Origin of the sequence: Lentzea rhizosphaerae, from assembly GCF_042649515.1 — a bacterium.
Taxonomy (GTDB): domain Bacteria; phylum Actinomycetota; class Actinomycetes; order Mycobacteriales; family Pseudonocardiaceae; genus Lentzea; species Lentzea aerocolonigenes.
Map to the genome: position 1 here is coordinate 65,726 of NZ_JBHRZI010000004.1, position 21,227 is coordinate 86,952.

A 21,227-nucleotide genomic window follows, 5' to 3' on the forward strand; every position below is an offset into this window, starting at 1 on the left:
GAACAGGCCGATCGGGCCCAGCGAGTTCGCGCCCAGGTTCAGGCCCCGCAGGCCTGACGAGATCGAGGACAGGCGGGACTGCAGGTCTCCGGCGCTGCTCTGGAGACGCTGCATCGACGAGTCGTTCATGGAGAAGCCGGTGTTGCCGGTCGGCCCCGAACCAGCTCCGACAGGAGAAGGAGCAGGCGGGGTCGGCGCCGGATTCGAGGAAACGGACGGGTTGGGGTTGACGTTCCCCTTGGCCATTGCCGGTTCTCCAGGAGACGACTAGTGCTTCACGGTGGGACTGGACGGGTCCACGGCATCGCCCGAACTCGTACCTCCGAAGGCGCCCTTCAGCGCATCCGTGTAGCCGGTCGACTCGTTCACCTTGCGGGCGTACTCCAGCGGATCGTCCACATCGGGCGTTTCGGGCGTGGCAGAGCCGCCGGAACCCGAAGCCGCGCCCGCGGCGGCTCGGGCTGCTTCGCCCGCCGCTTTGGCCTCGGCCGCGGCGGACTCGAGCGACTTGCCCGCCGTCTGAGCCTCCTGCGCCGCCTTCTCGGCCGCCGCGACGTCGGCGTCCGAGCCCGACTCGAACGCGCGGGCGTTGGCTTCGGCCGCTGCCGCGTTCTTGGCCATGAAGTCGACGTTGGCCTTCTCGTAGGCCTCGTTGGCTGCCCTCGCGGCGTCGTTCTTCGCGGTCACCGCCGGGTCCGCGGTGGTGCCGGTGTACTTCAGGTAGTCGTCGTAGGCCTTCTGCGCCGCGTCGTCCGCGGGCTTTCCGGCCTGCAGGGCGTCGTAGCTGGCCTTGGCGGCGTCGCTCAGCTCGCGGGTCTCGCGGGCCACGTTCTGCGCCGCGGTCACGGCTTCGGCACGGGCGGCGTCGTACTTCGCGTCCGCCGCGTCGTACTTGGCCTTCGCCGCGTCGTAGGCGGCCTGGTTGCCGGACGCCGCCGCGCGGTTGACCTCTTCGGCGGCGCGCTGGACGTCCACAGCGGCGGACTGGGTCTTGTCGCCGGCCGCGGACAACGCGTCGTTGGCCCTGCCCACCTCGTCGGCCTGCTTCGACTCGGCGTCCTTCGTGGTCTGGTACTTGGCCGTGGCGTCCGCGGAGGCCTTGGTGGCCTCGTCGAGCTTGTCCCTCTCGATGTCGTCCTGGACGGCCTTGTCGACCGCCTTGTCGACGCCGTCGGCGGCCTGGTAGGCCGCGTAGCTGATCTCGGCGGCGTCGGCCGCGTTGTCGAAGCGTTCCCAGTTCTTGCCGAGCTTCTCCATGACGTCGTCGAGGTTGCCGACCTTGCCCATCAGCTTGGACAACGCGGAGATGACGCGCTGGATCTTCGACCCGAGCGTGAGCGCCAGCTCTGCTGCCTCGCGGCCGATCTGGGCGGCGGCGTAGGCCAGCGAGCCGCCGAAGGTGAAGATCGCGCCGAGCAGGCCGATCGCGGCGTTGGCGATCACGGAGCCGACGAACTGGGCGATCGCGTCACGCACGACGTCCCGCAGCACCGAGACGAGCGTGCCCATCATCGCCACGACCTTGGCCTTGCCCTCGACGCCGTCCGCCAGGCCGTCGAGCTCCTTGCCCATCGTGTCCATGCTCGTCTGGAACTTCTCCGACGCGGCACCGGTCCAGCCGTCGAACGTCGCCAGGCTGCGGCGGTGATCCTCCGCCAGCACCCGCAGCTCGGCGGCCTTCGCCTTGGTCGCCTCGACGTTGGCCTGGATGTCCTCCGGATCGCCCATCACCTCGTCGAGGGCTTCCTTCAGGATGCTGATGTGCTCCATCAGCCAGCCGAGACCGGCGCCCAGCAGCGAGCCGAACGGGTCGAGCACGAGCGAGACCGTCGACGCCACCGCGCCGATCGCGTTGAACGCGAGGTCGAGCTCGCTCTGGGCCTCGCCGGTGATCGAGTCGATCAGGCTGTCGTAGGCCTCGATGAACAGCGTTCCCTTGTACTTGCTGTCCTCGTCCATGTTGACCAGCAACGGGTCGTCGCTCACAGCTGATCTCCCGTCACCACGGCTGGTTGTCGTCGTCGTCTTCGTCGTCCGCGCGGCGAGGCGCACGGGCCTGAGGTGGCTCGGCAGGCGCAGCAGGCGCGGCGGCCGGCGGGGCGTCGTCCTCCTCGATCCGTTCGAGGGTGTGCTCCTCCTCGGCCTCCTCGCCGAACTCCTCCTCGACGACGTCCGTGATCATCGCCATCGCCTGCGTGCCCTCGCCGATCGGCCGGAACGCCTCGATCACCTGCGTCGCCGCGTTCTTCTGCGCCTGCCGCGCGGTCTCGAGGATCAGGGCCGTCAGCCGGGGCGCGCCGAGCTCGACCGCCCGGTGGCCCAGCTGGAGGTTCATCAGACCGCCGTTGGGTCCGACGGTGACCTTGACCGCGCCGTCCTTGCTGGACGCGGTCCCGGAGACGGCCCCGAGGTTCTCCTGCACCTCGGCGTTCTTCCGTTGCAACTCGGCCGCCCGGGTTTTGAAGTCGTTGACCCACGCGTACGGATCCAAGGCAGCCTCCAATAGCGACACCAGTGCACTGTGGAGTGCACTTGATCTCGCCAACGGCGGGCCAACGTCACGCCAACGCGAGCCGTCGAGACGAAGCCGAGTCCGAATTCGACGTCGAATTCGACGCGAGCCGTCGAGCGGCCTGTTTGTGAGCGATCACAAATCGTGGATCATCGTGCCGCGTTCCCGTGTTGCGAACGCTCCAACCCTGCAAGGAGCACCATGCGACGATCCACCCTGCTCGTCATCCCCGCCGTCCTGGCGTCGCTCGTGACGCCCGCGGCCCACGCGGCGACCGGCGGCACCTTCGAGGTGCTGACCTACAACGTGGCGGGCCTGCCGGACGGCCTCTCCTCCGGCGACCCGGCCGTGAACACCCCGCTGATCAGCCCGCGCCTGGCGCCCTACCAGATCATCAACGTCCAGGAGGACTTCAACTACCACGCGGCCCTGTACGCGGGTGACAACCACGCGCACCGGACGCCGACGAGCGGCGGAGTGCCGTTCGGCAGCGGCCTGAACACCCTGTCCCACCTGCCCTACAGCGACCTCGAGCGCACGAAGTGGTCGTCCTGCAACGGCACGGACTGCCTGACGCCCAAGGGGTTCACCTACAAGCGGATCAGGCTGGCCGACGGCGTGTACGTCGACCTCTACAACCTGCACCCCAACGCCGGCACGGAGAACGCCGACCTCGCCGCGCGCCGGTCGAACATCAGCCAGCTGTCCCGCTACATCGCCGCGAACTCGGCCGGCAACGCGGTCATCGTCATGGGCGACACCAACACCCGCTACACCCGCGCGGAGGACAACATCCGTGAGCTGGTCACCACCAACGGCCTGACCGACGCGTGGGTGCAGCTCCAACGCGGCGGCCAGGCTCCGGCGGCGGGTGCTCCCGCGGTGCTGTGCGACCCGGCGGCGCTCACCGACGCGTGCGAGGTGGTCGACAAGATCCTCTACCGGGGCAACCGGCAGATCACGCTGACCGCGCGGGACTACCGCAACGACAACGCGGCTTTCGTTGACGCACAGGGCAAGCCGCTGTCGGACCACTACCCGATCGCCACGAGGTTCGACTGGTCCGCCGACGACAACATCCGGCTCAGCGCCGAGTCGGGCGGCCCGCACGGCACGCCGTTCACCGACCTCGCCGCGGTCGACCTGGGTGCCGTGCGCACGCTCACCCTGCGCGGCGGCAGCCGGCTCGACCAGGTGTCCTTCACCTTGGCCACCGGCAGGACGTTCACCCACGGCGGCAACGGCGGCACGGCGACGAGCCTCACCCTCGAACCGGGCGAGCACTTCGTGTCCGCGAAGTTCAGCCAGGGCCAGTACAACGGCCACACGCGGGTCTTCTCGGCGTCGTTCACCACGAACCGCGGGCGCACGCTCTCCGCGGGCCAGCAGACCGGCGAGACGATCACCGCGACCGCACCGGCCGGGTGGCGCCTCGCGGGCTTCACCGGCCGGTCGGGTGACGAGGTCGACCGGCTCGGCGCGATCTTCGTGCCCGCCTAGAAAAAGAGCACAGCGCTGGGGCGCGGACGCAGTTCACGACGTCCGCGCCCCTACGTCTCAGTGCTCCAGCAGGGAAACGCTCGTGCGGTAACCGGAGTCGCCGACGTACGGCACCGGACGCCCGATGCCGATGGTCACGTTCACGTCCTTCCCGGTGATGTCACCGGTCGGGAAGTAACGGCTCGGGATCAACCCGCCGGGGCACCAGCTGCGCGGGTTGCTGGTGGTGTTGTTGCGGAAGATCCCGGGGTTGCCGTCCGGGCTGTACTGCTCCAGGTTCGCGCAGTCCACCGCCGTCGAGAACGACCCGACCCCGGTTCCGTTCACCGACACGGTGACCGTGGTGTTCGAGTACTCCTCACCGCCCGCCGCCGAGCCGTAGCCGGCGATCACCAGCGCGATGTCGCCGCGGTTGCCGGCCGCGGTGTGCTTCACCGGACCCGCGGTGATCGAGTTCGTGGTCTCCCGGACGCCGGAGATCATTCCGGTGACGTCGTGGTCCCGCGCGGTCAGCTCGACGCTCGACACCAGCGACATCGAGTACTTGAAGCCGATCGCCCTGAACTCCGGGGTCACCTCGGGGTGCGAATCGCACGGGTCGCCGCGGTACGGGTTGGAGCCGCCGCCGATGCCGAGGTACACGTCCTTGCCGGGGTCGGCCAGCGCGCCGGCGTACGGGCCGAGGTCGGCGTCCGGGAACGTGTAGTTCGCCTTGGCGCCGCGCCAGTAGTTGCTGAACGGCGTGATGAAGTCCTGCAGGGTCACCCTGTGCGTGGTCGCGGTCGGTGTGGTGCCCTTCGGGACGGCGACGTAGAACACCGTGCCGATCCGGTCGTAGTTGTCGCACTGCGCGTGATAGCTCACCCGCACCCGCAGGTCGTCACCGATCAGCGCCTTCTCCGCGTCGGTCAGCTTCCTGGCGAACTCCGTGCCGCGGTTCCACATCAGCACGCCCGCCGGCGGGGTGTAGCCGACCGGGTCCTCGCTGGTGTAGATGCCGAACTGCGGGATCCGGTCGAACACGGTGATCACGCCGCCGCCGGGAGTGCCGCTGCTGGTGCCGTACACCTCGAACTCGTAGATCCGCGCGGCCTGGTCGGTGCTCTGGGTCGGCGTGGTGACGAGGAGCTTCGCGTAGCGGGCGTTCGTGGCGGTGATCGGATGCGTCGTCGTGCTGGCGGTGTTGTTCGTGACGGTCACCGCGGTGGTCCAGGTGGTGCCGTCGGCGGACAGCTGAACGCTGAACGCCTTGGTGTTGTAGACGGTCGGCTCACCACCGGAACCGGCGTGCTTGACGGTGAAACCGGTGACCGACGCGGGCACGCCGAGGTCCACCTGCAGGTACTTGGTGGACGACGTCGAGCACCACTTGTCGCTGTTGCCGCCGGAAACGCTGCCGTTGACGGCCTTCTCCGGCCCTTCGGTGCCCGCGCAGGCGGCGGAGCCCGTCGCCGGTCTGTTCAGCGCGAGGTTGGTGTCGGCCGCGCTCGCGACCGGCGGGACAGCGGTCAGGGACAGGGTGAGCACGCCCAACGACACGATCGTCCGGAGTGCCTTCAGCTGAACTGTCATGCGGCCCGATGCTGCCGAGCGGTTTCCGGCTCGTGGTAGACCCGTTCGTCTGCCGAAATCCACACACGTATGTGAACGCTCACCACACGTTCGACGCGGCGTTCGACAAAGCTTGTCACCCAAGAAAACGTTGGGTTACGGTTCGCCGATGGTGTCCGTTGTTAGCGATAACAGGCTTGGTCGAGTCGCAGCGTTGGTGCTGGCCGCGGTGATCTGCGTCGTCGGCCTCCCGGTACCGAGCGCCACCGCTTCCCCGGCGGTGCGGTACACGAACCCGATCGCCGAACGGCGTGCCGATCCGCACATCTTCAAGCACACGGACGGCTTCTACTACTTCACCGCGACGGTTCCGGAGTACGACCGGATCGTCCTGCGCCGCGCGACCACGATCCAGGGACTCGCCTCGGCGCCCGAGACCGTGATCTGGCGCAAGCACTCGAGCGGTGAGATGGCCGCGCACATCTGGGCGCCGGAGATCCACTTCATCAACGGCAAGTGGTACGTGTACTTCGCCGCCGGGCGCAGCGACGACATCTGGCGCATCCGGATGTACGTGCTGGAGAGCTCGAGCGCCAACCCGGTGACCGGCACGTGGACCGAACGCGGCCGCATCACGACCCCCTGGGACACCTTCTCGCTGGACGCCTCGACGTTCGTGAACAACGGCGTGCGCTACCTGCTCTGGGCCCAGCAGGAACCGGGCATCTCGACGAACTCGAACGTCTACATCGCCCGCATGGGCGCGAACCCCTGGACGATCACCGGCACGGTGACCCGGCTGACGGTGCCGACACTGGCCTGGGAGACGCGCGGGTACAAGGTGGCCGAAGGGCCGACGGTGTTGCAGCGCAACGGAAAGATCTTCCTGACGTACTCGGCCAGCGCCACCGACGCGAACTACTGCCTCGGCCTGCTGACCGCCTCGGCGTCGGCGGACCTGCTCAACGCCGCGTCGTGGACCAAGAACCCCAACCCCGTGTTCACCACCAACGACGCGACCGGCCAGTACGGACCGGGCCACAACTCGTTCACGGTGTCCGAGGACGGCCTCAGCGACGTCATGGTCTACCACGACCGCAACTACCGCGACATCAACGGCGATCCGCTCAACGACCCGAACCGGCGCACCCGCGTGCAGAAGGTCTACTACAAGGCCGACGGCACACCGGACTTCGGCATCCCGGTCGCCGACGGCCCCGTCCCGGTCCGGCTCAAGGCCTACAACGCCACCAGCTTCGTGCGGCACTGGGAGTACCGGGCGAAGCTGGAGGCGAACGTGTCGCCGCTCGCCGACTCGCAGTTCAAACTCGTCCCGGGCCTGACCGGCTCCGGCACGGTGTCGCTGGAGTCGACGAACTTCCCCGGCTACTACCTGCGCCACCGCAACAACGAGCTCTGGGTCGAGCGCAACGACGGCAGCGCGTTGTTCCGCAACGACGCGAGCTTCTCCCAGCGGGCGGGGCTCGCCGCGAGTTCGGCGGTGTCGTTCGAGTCGGTCAACTTCCCCGGTCTCTACGTCCGCAACAGCAACGGGCTGGTCAACCTGCAGGCGGTGAGCGACGCGCAGGGCCGCGCGGACGCGACGTTCGTGCTGGAGTAAACGCCATCAAGCCCGGCGCCATCAAGCCCGGCGCCGTCAGGCCCGGCGCAGTCGGGGCGCGGTGCTCGCGCGCCCCGACAGCTTCGGCGGCAACAGCGTCAGCGGTGCCGTCGGATGCCCGTTCAGCCTGGCCACCAGCAGTTCCGTCGCCTGCCGCCCCAGCTCCTCCGCCGGCAGCTGCACCGACGTGAGCTGCATCTGCTCGGCCAGTTCGTCCGGGCAGATCGCCACCACGGCCACGTCGTCGGGAACCCTGCGCCCCAACGCGCGCAGGCTTCCCGCGATCCAGCCGAGCGCGGCCTCGTTGTGCACGACGAGCGCCGTCATGGCCGGTTGGGTGCGCAGCAACGAACGCACGGAAGCCAGCACGGACTCGTAGTCGTCCTCCGCGGGCATCGCCGTTGACGCGATGCCCCGTCGCATGGCGGCCGCACCGAACCCCGCCATCGTGCGTTGCGCGTAGCCGGTGTTGCGCTGGTACACGACGCTCGGGGCGCCGAGGAACCCGATGTAGCGGTGGCCGAGGTCCGCCAGGTGGTCGACGCACCGCGCTCCGGCGGCCTCGAAGTCGAGGTCGACGCAGGTGAGTCCCTTGGCGGCCGCCGGCCGTCCGATGAGGACTGACGGCTGTGCCATCTGCCGCAGCAACGGCACGCGCTCGTCGTCCAGTTCCACGTCCATCACGAGGAAACCGTCGACCTGGGCGCTGCCCGCGACCCTGCGCAGGCCCTGCGCGCCCTGGTCCGCCGTCACCAGCAGCACGTCCATGTCGTACCGGCGAGCCGTGGTGACCGCCGCCGTCACGAACCGCATCAACACCGGCAGGTGCACGCCGGGACGCAGCGGCAGCACCAGCGCCACCACGTTCGCTCTGCTGGTCGCGAGGGCACGGGCACCGGCGTGCGGGTGGTAACCCAGCAGCCGGATGCTCTCCCTGACCTTGGTGCGGGTCTGCGGCGAGATCGACCGCTTGCCCGTGAGCACGTAGGAGACGGTGCTCGGCGCTACGCCGGCATGCCTCGCCACATCCGCGATGGTGACCACGTCGGCACCTCCGTGTGTTGAAGCGTTTCGACAACATTACGAGCGGAGTGCAACCTTCGTTCACCCCCGATGGTGGGAACGTTCACATTGACGGTTGACAGTCATGAAATCACGCCCGGTTCGACTTGTTCGACAGTGTTCGCGTCGAACGTCGCGCTCGATTCGACCGTTCGATTGGAAAACGCTTTCCACATTGCGTGCCAACGCATTCAGACTCTTGCGCCATGTGCTGGGACGGGTCATCGTTGCCGCCGTGGACCTGCGAAGAAGCGTTGTGCTCCCATTGACGGTCACAGCCGTCCTCGCCGGGCAGCTGCCCGCTTCCGCACACCCTTCGTCCGGCGAGCACCTCGACCGCGGGCTCGTGGCGGCAACGGCCGGCGACGGCGTGCACCTGAGCTGGCGCCTGCTCGGCCGGGAGGCCACCGGCGCGACGGCCACCGGGCTCGCGGGACCCGACTTCGCGGTGTACCGCAACGGAAAGCGCATCGCGACCGTCACCGACAGCACCACCTACCTCGACACCGGTGCGACACCCGGTGCGCGGTACCAGGTCGCACCCGTGCGGCGCGGGATCCCGTTGGGGCGGAGCAAGTCCGTCGCCGCCTGGGCGGCCTCGTACCACGACCTGCCGCTGCGCAGGCCCGCGGACGGCGTGACGCCCGCCGGTGAGCGCTACACCTACTCGGCCAACGACGTCAGCGTCGGCGACGTGGACGGCGACGGGCAGTACGAGTACGTCGTCAAGTGGGATCCCAGCAACTCCAAGGACGTCTCGCAGGTCGGCTACACCGGACCGGTGTACCTCGACACGTACCGGCTCGACGGCACTTTCCTGCACCGCATCGACCTCGGCGTGAACATCCGCGCGGGCGCGCACTACACCCAGTTCCTCGTCTACGACTTCGACGGCGACGGGCGCGCGGAGCTGATGACGAAGACCGCACCGGGCACCCGTGACGGTCGCGGCCGCTACATCACCATGCCGCGCGAGGACGTCCGCGCCGGGTACAGCAACACCGACGACTACCGGCTCAGCCCGGAAGGGTTCCGCACCCACCTCATCGGCGTGTTCCGCGGCTGGGACAAGCATCCCGAAGTGGTCGCGGGCCGGTGGCCCGCAACACTGGAGCAGGCGTTCGGCATCGAACCGCGCTACTCCTACCCGTTGTCCACAGAGGACGCCACCGCGCTGGTGGACCACTTCATCGACGTCTACGCGCCTTCCCGCAGCGCCAACAACAAGCTGCGCCAGTTCGCCGGGTTCATCGTCGACGGTCCTGAGTACCTGACGGTGTTCGACGGCGCGACGGGACGCGAACTGCAGACGATCAGGTACGAGCCCGGCCGCACCGACGACGGGCTCATGTGGGGCGACTACGCCATGCCCCGCATCGAACCGGGCAACCGCGTCGACCGGTTCCTGTCCGGAGTCGCCTACCTGGACGGCAAGCGGCCGTCCGCGATCTTCGCCCGCGGCTACTACACCCGCTCCACCGTCGCGACGTACGACTGGGACGGCAGGCGGTTGAAGAAGCGCTGGCTCGTCGACAGCGGCTGGGTCCCGATGACGAACCCGTTCCGCGACACCCCGCACGGCCGTGACGGCACCAATCCCAGCCACGCCGAGCTCACCACGCAGGGTTCCCACTCGTTGAGCGTCGCCGACGTGGACGGCGACGGCAGGCAAGAGATCATCTACGGTGGAGCGACGCTCGACGACGACGGTTCGCTCGAGTACAGCTCGGTCGGCGTGCTGCCACCCGGCAGCGTCGATCCGGGAGCCGCGGTTCGGGTCGGTCACGGTGATGCCCTGCACGTCACCGACATCGACCCGAACCGCCCCGGACTCGAGATCTACATGGTCCACGAGGGTGCCAGGTACGCCCCGTACGGCTACGCCCTGCGGGACGCGCGCACCGGCGAGACGATCTACGGCGCGTACTCCGGCACGGACACCGGCCGCGGCATGGTCGGCGACGTCCGCCCGGACGTGCGCGGTCTCGAGACGTGGGCGTCCATGCCGAACGGCTCGGACTCCGCCGGCATCTGGAGCGCGGACGGCCAGCAGCTCGAAAGACGTTCCCCCGGAACGAACATGAGCATCCGCTGGGCGGGCGATCTGACCACGCAGATCGTGAACGGCGCCCAGGACGTGACGCCCACCGTCGACGACTGGCGGCGCGGCACGCTGCTCACCGCCACCGGCACTCGCGCCAACAACGGCACCAAGGGGAATCCGTCGCTCGTGGCCGACGTCTTCGGCGACTGGCGCGAGGAGCTGATCATGCGCACGCAGGACAGCTCGGCGTTGCGCTTCTACCTCAGCACCGAACCGACGAACCACAAGATGTACACGCTCATGCACGACCGCCAGTACCGCGTCGAGGTCGCCCGCCAGCAGACCACCTACAACCAGCCGTCGTACCCGAGCTTCTACTTCGCCTCGGACGTCGACTGGTCGCGCGTTCCCCTGCCCTCGCGCTGAAAGGTGTCACCGTGAAACTCCTGGTCGCAGCAACGGTTCTCGTCAGCAGCGTCGTGATCACACCGGCGGCCTCCGCGGCGAGCGCGCCCAACGACCCGAACGTGAAGTACTTCGGCCGCTGGAACACGAGTTCGCCGAGCGCCTACGTCTCCGAGTGGGCGGGCGCCTACCTCGTCGTCGGCTTCACCGGACGCACCGTGAAGCTCAAGCAGCGCCGCACGATCGACTTCTTCGTCAGCATCGACGGCGGCCCCGACGTGGCGTACAAGAACGTGAGCGGCACGGTCAACCTCACGCCGACCCCGCTGGCCGCGGGCAACCACACCCTGCGCGTCTCCTACCGCCCGATCGCGGGCTCGTACAAGGGCGACGCGGTGTACCAGGGCATCGAGATCGACAGCGGCGCACGAACCTTCGCCCCGACCGTGCCGTCGAAGATCATCGAGTTCGTCGGCGACTCCATCACCGTCGGCCAGCAGTCGTCGAAGCAGGCACTCACGGCCTACGGCTGGCTCACCGGCGAGAAACTCAGGACCGGCCACACCCAGATCGCGGTGGGCGGCGCCTGCCTGCACCCGGCGGCCGACGGCTGCCTGAGCATGCGCGAAGGCTTCCTGCGCACGGGCCTCAACCTGGACGCGCCGGCGTGGAACTTCGGCCGGTACAAGGCGAACGCCGTCGTGATCAACCTCGGCACGAACGACGTCGGGCACAGCGTCACCAAGGATCAGTTCCGCACCTCCTACGTCACGCTGCTGCGGCGGGCGCGGGAGAAGTACCCGACGGCGGCGATCTTCGCGCTGGGCACGTTCCGCAAGCGGTACCTGCCGGAGACGCAGGCGGCGGTGCAGACGCTGGTCGACGGTGGGGACCGCAACGTCCAGTTCGTCGACACCACCGGCTGGATCGACGAGGCCACGGACACCACCGACAACGTGCATCCCAACGACCAGGGGCACCGCAAGATCGCCGACCGTCTCGCACCGATCGTCGGCGCGAAGATCTAGGCGGGCTGCCAAGAGTCCTGTCCGCTACTGCTCCTGTTTGGCGCGAAAAGCACGTTCTGGCCATCTATCGGCCCCAATGTCACGTTCGCGCCAAACGGGCCTGGGGAGCGAACGTGACGTTCGGGCGATCTAGCGGCCCGAACGTGCTTTTCGCGCCAAAACCGGGCAGCGACGGTGCGGACAGGAGTTTTGGCCTGGTGCTTAGGGGCCGGGCCCGACGTGGATGAAGGGAACCTTCATCCACCGAGATCAGGGCGAGGCGAAGCTCGGGTGCGGCGGCTGGTTGTAGGCGGTGTTCTGCCACGCCACCGCCTCCCGGTACTGCCGGTCCTCCATCAGCGAGGGCCGCCGGATCGTCGTCGGCTCGGTTGTGGAGTAGATCCGCAGCGCCCGGCTGTCCGAGGTGCGCCAGATGACCTCCTCGCGCCAGTCGCCGAGGATGTCCGCCTGCAACGCCGGCGTGGACTTGGTGCCGTTGTTGGAGGCCACGCCCGAACCGGTGAGCAGCCGCGTGTCGCCGTTGGGGCCGTACTTGTCGATCGTGGTGCCGTTGAGCAGCTCGCGCTGTGCGTCGCCGTCCCACCAGATCACGAAGTTGATCGAGCCCGGCTTGCGTGCCGCGACCTGGGCTCCCGTGGTCGCCGACCGGAGCCCGCCGACCGACGCCGACCACGCCTCCGCACCGGGGTTGCCGGCCCAGATGTCCGCGGCCACCGCCCGGCCGTTGTCGCAGCCGCACGTCGGCGCGCTCCACAGGATCTGGCCGGTGCGCGCGTCGCCCATCCAGTGCGAGACCTCGGTGGTCCACTCCGAGGGCTTGAAGACCTCGAGGCCCGGCCTGGACGGGATGAAGTCGCCGACGTGCAGCGCGTCGCCGTGGTGGGTGTTGTTCTGCCACAGGCCACGCCCGTTGTCGTCGATCGCCATCGAGCCGTAGATGATCTCGTCGCGGCCGTCGCCGTCCACGTCGGCCACCGACAGCTGGTGGTTTCCCTTGCCCTCCCAGGCCGGCCGGTTCGACTGCGCCGCCGAGTCGAACGTCCAGCGCTGGGTGAGCTGCCCGCCGCGGAAGTCCCACGCCGAGATCACGCTGCGGGTGTAGTAGCCGCGCGCCATGACGATGCTCGGCCGCGACCCGTCCAGGTAGGCCGTGCCCGCCAGGAACCGGTCGACGCGGTTGCCGTAGCTGTCGCCCCACGACGAGACGTTTCCCCGTGGTGGCACGTAGTTCTCGGTGTCGAGCACGGCGCCGTCCGTGCCGCGGAACACCGACAGGAACTCCGGTCCCGTCAGGATGTAGCCGTCCGCGTTGCGGTGGTCGGCGTTCGCGTTGCCGATCACCTGCCCGGTGCCCGACCGGGTGCCGTCCGCGGTCTTCACGGCGATCTCGGCCCTGCCGTCGCCGTCGTAGTCGAAGACCTGGAACTGCGTGTAGTGCGCGCCGGCGCGGATGTTGCGGCCGAGGTCGATGCGCCACAACCGCGTGCCGCTGAGCTTGTACGCGTCCAGGTACACGTTGCCCGTGCGACCCGCCTGCGCGTTGTCCTTGGCGTCCGCGGGATCCCACTTGAGGACGATCTCGTACTCGCCGTCGCCGTCCAGGTCGCCGACCGACGCGTCGTTCGCCACGTAACCGGATCCAGGGCTCTGGATCGGCACGTCCCTGCTGGTCGCCAGGGTGCCGACGGACCGCGTGGCCGCCGATTCCACGCCTCCCCCGCTCACCTGGCGCACCGAGTAGGACGCGTTCGCGGGCGCTCCCGCGTCGAGATAGCTCGTCGCCGTCGTCACCGGCGCGCGGTTGACCTTCACCCCGTCGCGGTAGACGTTGAACGCCACGTCCGCGGCGTCGGAGCCGAGCAGCCGCCACGAGACGAAGTTGCCGTCGCCGCGGACCGACCGGATGCTGACGAGCCCGCGGTCCGACCCTGTTCCGGCCGCGAGCGCGGGAACACCGCCCGCGACGAGGATCGCGGCGAGCGCTGTTCCGAGCGCTCGCGTGATCTTTTTCATGGACCTCGCCCTTCTACGAAATTGAAACGTTTCATCAGAAGAACATTAGCGTCGAATGAATCGAACACAACGCGACCGGAACCTTCGACCGAATTCGACGACGAAAAATGGGTCAGGATCGCTGTGAACGTTCACAGCGATCCTGACCCAACGGTTGAGCGGCCCTGGATCACGGCATCGCGCACGGCCGATCGTTGAGCGTGAACGACACCGGCTTGGTGTTCGTGCCCGTCCAGCTCGCGGTGAACCCGAAGCCGACGGTCGCGTTCGGTGCGATGTCCTTGTTGTAGCCCTGGTCCGCCACCGTCACCGCCGCACCGGTCTGGGTGTGCTTCCCGTTCCACAGCTGGGTGATCACCTGGCCGTTGGCGAACGTCCACTTGAGAGTCCAGCCGCTGATGGCCGTCGAGCCGGTGTTGATGATGTCGACACCGCCCTGGAAGCCACCAGGCCACTGGTGCGGCACGGTGTACTTGACCGCGCACCCCGTCCCCGGAGGCGGGCCCGTCGTGGTCGTAGTCGTGGTGGTCGTCGTCGTGGTCGTGGTCGTGGTCGTTGTGGTGGGCGGAGTTCCGGTCATCTCGCCGAGCACGACACCGCGGCCGTTGGTGCCGAGGTAGACGCGGCCGTACACCCGCGGGTCACCGGTGATCGCGTCCCCGATGTTGCCGTACTGGTGGCGGTCGTCGTTGATCCGAACCCAGCTCGCCCCCGTGTCGTCCGAACGGAAAACGCCCTTGACCCCACCGGTTTCGCCGATCAGGTACAGCGCAGGGTAGGTGCGTCCGGCCGCGGCCTTGCCGAAGCCGATGTTCAGCGAGCTCGCCACCCCGGAGACCTTCGCGAAGCTCGCGCCGGAGTCCGTGGAGTGCCACAGCCCGCCCGTGCCGGTGAGCCAGACGTCACCTTCCCTGCCCGCCACGGCCTGGAACCGCGCCGAGTCCGGCAGCCCGGTCGCGGCCGTCGCCGTGAACGTCGCGCCACCGTTGGTGCTCACGTAGAACTTCCCGGCGGAGAACCCGTAGAACTTCATCGGGTTCACCCGGTCCGACTCCACGACCGCGCCCGCCGGGATGCCCGTCGAGGCCGTCCACGAGTTGCCGAAGCCGACGGCGTGGTGCACGCCGGCGCCGGTGGGACTCCAGACGAACCTGCTGCCGTTCGCCGCCGCGGCGACCGTGCCGCCACCGGTCACGCCGCCGGGCTCCTGGCCCTGGAACCAGTTCGCGCCGCCGTCGGTCGAGAACGCCACGCGGTTGTCGTTGGGCCTGCTCGACTTGTCGAAGTCGCCGACCCGCACCATCGTCGCGGGCGTCAGCTCGGCGAAGTCCAGGCTGCGCGTGGTGGTGAAGTAGGGCTGGGTGAACATCCTGGCGGGCACCGCGTCCAGGCGGTCGTGCCGGAAGCCACCGATGTCGCCGAGCGCGCTGATCAGCGGCGGGCCCGACGGCGGGCTGATCAGGTCGTTCACCGCGGTCTCCTCGAGCCCGGCGGCCATCGGCCTGATCGTGAACTGGGTGCCGCGGTCCCACGCGGTGAGGTCCGTGGTGCCGTAGATCGTCGCGCCCGTGCCGTACATCATCCGGTCGGAGTTGAACGGGTCGATCTCCACCGACTCGGTCATCCAGCCGAGCTTCGGGGACGTCTCGGGCGGCGCAGGAGTCGCGCCGAGGTCGAGCCACGGCGAGGCGCTGATGTCCATCTTGTAGCGGAAGCTGCGGTTCGGATAGCTGGTCCAGTCCCAGATCCGCGTCCACGTGGCGCCGTAGTCGGTGCTGCGGAAGAACGTCACGTCCGGCCACCACGCGATCTGGGTGGCGACGATGAGCGTGCCGGGCTTCTTGCGGTCGACGGTCAGGCCGCTGTAGCCGAACGTGTTGTCGGCGCTGGTCGACGGCACCGGGCTGATCCGCGTCCACGCGCCGGTCGCGGTGTCGAGCTTCCAGACGTCACCCTTGCCGCCGTCGTAGGGACCGCCGGTGTCGCTCGTGGCGAGGTAGAGCGTGTCGCCCTGGAGAACTCCCTTGTGCGGCAGGAAACCCGTCGGCTGCCCGGCCACCCGTTCCCACGTCGTGCCGCCGTTCGTGCTGCGGTAGACGTTGTTCTCCTTGTCCGCGACGCCCACGTAGATGGTCTGCGTCGCCGAGCCGGCCGATCCGGTGCGCGGGTCGAACGTCACCCACAGCACGCCCTGGTTGTCGGTGAGGTAACCGTTGGGGTCGTTGGGGTCCTGGACGTAGTTGCCGGCGTTCGGGAACGCCGTGACCTTGTTCCAGGTCGCGCCGAAGTCCGTGCTGCGCCACAGGCCCTTGCCGCTGGGCGCGCCGAAGTACAGCACGCTGTTGCGGTTCGGGTCGATCGCGAGCCGCTCCCCCATGCCCCGGCCGGGCATGTTGCCGCCGACCTTGAACGGCAGTTGCGCGGCCTGCCAGGTGGTGCCGCGGTCGGAGGAGCGCAGGATCGCGCCGTTGTTGGGGTCCCAGCTGTTGGTGTACATGCCGGCGGCGACGTACACGCGGTTCGGGTCGACGGCGTCGGTCGCGAGGCTCGCGACCCCGTTGAGGCCCCAGTTGTCGAGTCCGACGTGGTCGAGCAGCGGGATCCATCTGTTCGTCTGCGGGTTCAACCGGTACGCGCCACCGATGTCGGTGCGCGCGTAGACCAGGTTCGGTTCGCTCTGGTTGAACACGATTCCGGGGACGAACCCGCCGCCCGCTATTTCGACGTTGCCCCACGAGTAGGTCTCGGCCGCGGCCGCGGAACGGTCCGCGCCCGCCGTGTGTGCCACCACGACGAGCGCGGCCGTCGTCACCGCCGCCAGTGCGCCTGCGAGAGCTCTCCGCATCGAGAAATCCCTTCTCGGCTATTTTCGCGAAGTGTCCGGCGGCGCTCTCTTCAGTTCAATCAACACTGACATTTTCGAGTCGATTCGACCGCTGACCGTGGTCGAATTCACGCTTGCGGGTGACGCATGCGAGTACGCGGGGAGCTTTCGTACTCTCCTGGAGGACGGAGGGGCCCCGCGTGCGGCCAGATCACGGGGACGGTGCTTTGGCGAACACCTCGATCTCACCGAGGGTCAGGTAGCCGGAAGGACGGGCGGTCAGCACGACCCTGACGGCGGTCGCGGGAGGTGAGGGGTTCAGCACCACGTCCGTCACCAGGCCGGTGACCTCGACCTCGCCGCTCGCGTCGGCCCACGTGCCGTCGGCCGTGCGCACCTGGACCTTGACGCTCTTGGCGATTCCACCGTCACCGTCGCGGTAGGAGTGCACCGCGACCCGTGTGAGATCACGTGTTTTCTGGAAGGTGAACGTGATCGTGTCGGACGGATTCTTGGTGCCGGACCTCCAGTTCGACCACGCTTTCTCCTCGGTGACGCCGTTGCGCAGACGGTCCGCGGAGTAGCCGGACTCGGTGTACGTCGCCGCGACCGTCGCGTCCGGTGCCGCGTTCACCTCGACGGGTTCGGTGACCTCGACGACGGCCGTGGCGGCGACGGTGCTGCCGTCGACGACCTGGGCGCGGCCGTTCACGGTGACGGTGCCGACGTGGTCGAACACCGCCGCGTCCCACGTGACGGGGAGCTCGGCCTTACCGCCGCGCTTGCCGATTCCCGTGACGGTGGCGGGAAGGTCCGGCCGTCCGCCGACGTAGGTCCTCGCGCGGGCGGGCAGGGTCGAGGCGATCGTGTCGACGGTGACCACGGCCAGCGCGGAGTGCTTGCGGCCCAGCACGTCCGTCGCCGTGCCGTGCACCCGCACGGTGCCGGGACGTTCCCACATCAGGTCCGGCGGGACGTTCCACACCACCGGCAGAGCGCCTCGCGGTCCGTCCGGGTGCACCGGCGTCACGGTCTGCGGCAGCACGGGCCGCAGCTTCGGCACCGTGAACACGGCGGCGTCCTGGGTCCGCAGCACGGTTTCGTCGACCGGGGTCCACCGCTGGCTCGCGCCCGAGGTGGGGGTCTTCGCCGACACGGTCTCGCCGGTCGCCTCGATCAGTGTGCCGGTGGTGGCGTTGACGAACGTCCAGGTGCCGTCACCGGTCGTGGACATGATCCACTGTGCGGCGGTGTCCCCGGACTGCAGGACGACGGCCTCACCCGAGGCCGCCAGCCGGGTGCCGGTCACCGCGTTGACGATCTCGTACCGCTCCCGGTTCCCGTTGCCGTGCCCCAGCTTCCGCACCGACCACAGCTGTCGTGCACTGGCGGTGTCGGTGGGGCGCAGGACGGCCTTCGACCAGTCGTCGGACGGCGTGATCGACCTGCCGCCCGCACCGATCCGGTACACGTGACCGGGCTGCACGAGCGCGGCGTCACCGGACACCCCGGCCACGCCGTCGACGAGGAACGTCGTGACGGACTTCGCCGGAACCGCGAGCGTCGCGGCCTTTCCTGCCACCGGCACGGGCTTGCCGCGCACGAGGGCACCGGCCGCGTTCGTGACAACCGGCGTCACCTTCGCCAGCGGCGACACGAGACCGAACCGGGAGAAGTCGAGGGTCACCGTGCGTTCGGTGTTGCCGTTGTTCACGTGCACCACGGTCGCGTCCAGGCCGAACCGTTTCACCGCGGCGACGCTGGACGGGTCGTCTGTCTTGACGAACCTGTCGCCCGGCCGGACGAAGTGGGTGAAGTTGCGGATGGTGTTGAACTTGGAGTTCGTCCTGATCGGGCAGGTCTCCAGGGTGTCGGATGCCGTGCAGTTGAACGGGACGTGGACGCTGCCCCAGTTCTTGCCCGCGGCCTGCTGCGGGATCGAGTCCTCGATCGGCTGCCAGAACACCCAGGCCGACGGTTCGAGCTCGCGGATGTCCTCGAGCATCCGGGTGGCGATGCCCAGACCGGGTTCCATGCCGGTGTAGTCGGTGGTGCCGTTGCCCCAGGTGCCCTCGACCTCGCTCATGTAGAGCTTCTCGCCGGCACCCTTGGCGATGTCGCGCACGCTGGTGCGCTGGCCCGTGCCGTAGGTGTGCACGTTGAGCTGGTCGATCACGTCCCGCGCCGGGCCGTAGCCGTTCCAGTTGCGCACGAACGTGCCCGGGTTGGTTTCGTCCATTGCGGACACTTTCACTCTCGACCTGAGCTGGTCGAGCGCGCGCCGCGTGGCGAGCAGGACCTCCTGTTGCAGCTCGGGTCCGGCGTGCGCGCCTTCCTGACGTCCACCGGTCGGCTGGCCGTCCGGGCCGAGCTGGGTGCCCCAGTAGTTCGTGTTGGGTTCGTTCAACGGCGCGAGCGTGTCGAACTTGATGCCGTGCGAGCGTTCGATGTGCTGGGTGACCCGAGCCAGGTAGGTGGCGAAGTCGTCGACGCGGTCCCGGCGGATCTGGTCGGTGTTCGCGTCGAAACCGCCGGAGACGTACCCGCTGACGGTCTGGAACCACGGCGGTGAGTTGCTGAACGCCTCCCACTTCGTGACCTTGCGCTTGACCTGGTCGATCCACCAGCGCTGGTTGGCGTCCGCGTCGAGGTTCCAGTGGCCGGGGTTGTCCGCGCGCCACCAGTCCACGTCGGTGCGCGTCGTGCCGGGAGGGGCTTTCCAGAAGCCCTCCATCGTCGCGCCGCGCTTCATGTAGTCCTGGCGGACGTCGGGTGCGTTGCCACCGCCGATGTTGTACCGCGCGATGTTCAGGCGCAGGCCGTCCTCACCGAACAGCAGGTCGACGAGCTTGCGGCGGATCGGCTCGGGATAGCCGCCGGTGGCGTTGGCGAACCAGACCAGGCTCGTCCCCCAGCCCTCGAACTCCGGCTGCTGGTAGGACGGGTCGATGCGGACCGTGACCCCGTTCTGCGGCAACGGTTCCGCCGCCGCTTCCGGTGTGGCGAGACCAGCCGCGACGAGGACGGCGGCGAGCAGCAATCTCGCCATGTCAGCCTCCGAGGCGGAAGTCGGCAACGCGGATCGGGGACGGGGTCGTGCCGCTGGACGTCTGCTGGTACTGCACCGACAGGATTCCCAGTGACGCGACGCGGGAGGTGTCGACGTTGACCTCACCGAACGCCTGCAGCGACGGGCGGTCGAACACCGTCGTCCAGTCGGTCCAGCCGCTCGCCTTGCTCGCCGCCACGATCCTGCCGCGCGGCATCACCAGGTACGCGTTGTCGTTGCGGTCGAGCACGATCTTGGTGCGCTGCGTGTGGTTCGGCGCGATCGGAACCTCCATCTTGGTCCACTTGCCGTCCGCACCGCGGAAGACGTGGAACGTGCGGCCGTACTGGGCGCGCTGCTGCGCGTAGTTCGACACGCACTGGGTGAACCGGCCCGGCACGTAGCTGATCACCACGTGCGGGCGGCCGTCGGCGTCGACGGCCTGGCTCTCCTGGTTCATCAGGCCGTGGTTCGGGTCGAGCGGGTCGACCACCAGGCCGGGCGAGTTCACGTTCACGGGACTGGACCCCGTCGTGCCCACCGCGGCGCCGGCACCGTTGCGCCACGTCCGCCCGCGGTCGTCGCTGTAGACGTAGCCGGTGTCGTGGTTGGTCAGCCCGCCGGAGTTGCACAGCACGCCCGTGTTGCCCTCACGCCAGGTGAAAGCAGCGTGCAACCGTCCACTCCGGTCGTAGTTCAGGCCGTGCAGGTACATGTTCCTGGTGTTCGACACGACGCCGTTCGGGCCGGTGTACGACCCGGTCGCGGACGACCAGCCGCCGAGCTTGCTCCACGTTCCGCCGGAGTACTCGGCCAGCTCGTTGACGCCGTTGCCCGAACCACCGGTGCGGTAGCTGAACTGCAGCCTGCCTTCCGGCGTCACGACGAACTGCGGGTACGTCATCGACCCGAGCTCGACGCCGCCCAATGTCCGCTGCACCGCGCCGAAGGACTCGGCGGTCCACGGTTGCGCGCCGATCGCGAGGCCCGGCTTGGACTTCAGGTAGAACAGACGCGTGTTGTGCGTGTCCAACGCGACGTGGATCGTGTTGTCCTGCGGGGAGATCCCGATGGAGATCACGTTGTGCGAGTCGTCGACGCTGAGCCGGTGCGGCAGGACCACGGTCTCCCACCGCGTGCTGCCGAGACTCCGCCGCGCGATGACGGCGTTGCGGCTCCCGGTGTACCACGTGGCGTACTGACGCCCCATGTACGTGACGATCGCGTCCTGCTGGAACGAGTTGTTGTTCACCACCCCGTCGTACGAGACGAAGTACAGCGCGGACGAATCGAGCAGCGTGTCGCCCACGAGGCTGACCGCCGGTGCCGCCAGGGGTGCCGCGTTTCCGGGTACTGCCACCGACGCCAGCAGCACCGCGGCCGCCAGCACGACCGGCGCTGTTCTGCGTTTCATCTTGCACGTCCTCTTCGTCGAGGGGGCCTGCTGATCGGCAGCGTGCAGTCGAACAAAGTCGAACGCAAGACAGTCCTCGTTCGATAACACCGTTCGAACCTGTGAAGGGCGCGGACCTCGCGGCCCCTTGTCGCGTTCGACCGCGATCTGTTCACTTGTGTTCATTTCTGTCTGAACATGGAGGTTCAGCGTGCGGCGCGCGAT

The 21,227-nt window shown here is 68.6% G+C and carries 12 protein-coding genes; 4 read left to right on the forward strand and 8 right to left on the reverse strand.

Annotation, left to right across the window (positions count from 1 at the left end; translation table 11 throughout):
• Positions 1-267 precede the first annotated feature (267 nt).
• Both ACFOWZ_RS01860 and ACFOWZ_RS01865 read right to left on the reverse strand, forming a co-directional pair.
• A complete protein-coding gene (locus ACFOWZ_RS01860) occupies positions 268-1,986 on the reverse strand; it encodes a WXG100 family type VII secretion target (protein WP_382367600.1) in 1,719 nt (572 codons plus the stop codon).
• Positions 1,987-1,999: 13 nt separating this feature from the next.
• Positions 2,000-2,512, reverse strand: a complete 513-nt coding sequence (locus ACFOWZ_RS01865) for a YbaB/EbfC family nucleoid-associated protein (RefSeq protein ID WP_382367603.1) — start codon at positions 2,510-2,512, stop codon at positions 2,000-2,002.
• A 201-nt stretch (positions 2,513-2,713) separates the two neighbouring features.
• Between ACFOWZ_RS01865 and ACFOWZ_RS01870 the strand changes: the two genes are divergently transcribed.
• A complete protein-coding gene (locus ACFOWZ_RS01870; protein WP_382367606.1) occupies positions 2,714-4,012 on the forward strand; it encodes a jacalin-like lectin in 1,299 nt (432 codons plus the stop codon).
• Positions 4,013-4,069: 57 nt separating this feature from the next.
• Here ACFOWZ_RS01870 and ACFOWZ_RS01875 read toward each other — a convergent pair whose 3' ends face one another.
• Positions 4,070-5,584 carry a discoidin domain-containing protein gene (locus ACFOWZ_RS01875; protein WP_382367609.1) on the reverse strand — a complete coding sequence of 505 codons (1,515 nt, stop codon included), beginning with the start codon at positions 5,582-5,584 and terminating at the stop codon, positions 4,070-4,072.
• A 148-nt stretch (positions 5,585-5,732) separates the two neighbouring features.
• Between ACFOWZ_RS01875 and ACFOWZ_RS01880 the strand changes: the two genes are divergently transcribed.
• A complete protein-coding gene (locus tag ACFOWZ_RS01880) occupies positions 5,733-7,184 on the forward strand; it encodes a family 43 glycosylhydrolase (protein ID WP_382367612.1) in 1,452 nt (483 codons plus the stop codon).
• A 36-nt stretch (positions 7,185-7,220) separates the two neighbouring features.
• Here the strand turns inward: ACFOWZ_RS01880 and ACFOWZ_RS01885 are convergent, their stop codons facing one another.
• On the reverse strand, positions 7,221-8,228 hold the full coding sequence (locus ACFOWZ_RS01885) for a LacI family DNA-binding transcriptional regulator (protein ID WP_382367615.1): 1,008 nt from the start codon (positions 8,226-8,228) through the stop codon (positions 7,221-7,223).
• 253 nt (positions 8,229-8,481) lie between these two features.
• Here ACFOWZ_RS01885 and ACFOWZ_RS01890 point away from each other — a divergent pair, with 253 nt between their 5' ends.
• Positions 8,482-10,716 (forward strand): rhamnogalacturonan lyase, encoded by a 2,235-nt coding sequence (locus ACFOWZ_RS01890; protein ID WP_382367618.1) that lies wholly within the window; start codon positions 8,482-8,484, stop codon positions 10,714-10,716.
• A gap of 11 nt (positions 10,717-10,727) precedes the next feature.
• Entirely contained in the window at positions 10,728-11,723 is a 996-nt protein-coding gene (locus tag ACFOWZ_RS01895) for an SGNH/GDSL hydrolase family protein (RefSeq protein WP_382367621.1), read from the forward strand.
• Between the two features lie 249 nt (positions 11,724-11,972).
• On the opposite strand, the gene ACFOWZ_RS01900 is transcribed toward ACFOWZ_RS01895, so the two are convergent.
• The 4 genes from ACFOWZ_RS01900 to ACFOWZ_RS01915 all read right to left on the reverse strand — a co-directional run bounded on the left by ACFOWZ_RS01900 (position 11,973) and on the right by ACFOWZ_RS01915 (position 21,023).
• Positions 11,973-13,736, reverse strand: a complete 1,764-nt coding sequence (locus tag ACFOWZ_RS01900) for a rhamnogalacturonan lyase (RefSeq protein ID WP_382367624.1) — start codon at positions 13,734-13,736, stop codon at positions 11,973-11,975.
• Between the two features lie 169 nt (positions 13,737-13,905).
• Complete coding sequence (locus ACFOWZ_RS01905; protein WP_382367627.1) at positions 13,906-16,581, reverse strand: cellulose binding domain-containing protein; 2,676 nt, start codon at positions 16,579-16,581, stop codon at positions 13,906-13,908.
• 190 nt (positions 16,582-16,771) lie between these two features.
• The gene (locus tag ACFOWZ_RS01910) at positions 16,772-19,609 is read right to left on the reverse strand and encodes a glycoside hydrolase (RefSeq protein ID WP_382367630.1); all 2,838 of its coding nucleotides are present in this window, start codon (positions 19,607-19,609) and stop codon (positions 16,772-16,774) included.
• Between the two features lies 1 nt (position 19,610).
• Entirely contained in the window at positions 19,611-21,023 is a 1,413-nt protein-coding gene (locus ACFOWZ_RS01915; protein ID WP_382367633.1) for a BNR repeat-containing protein, read from the reverse strand.
• Between the last annotated feature and the right edge of the window lie 204 nt (positions 21,024-21,227).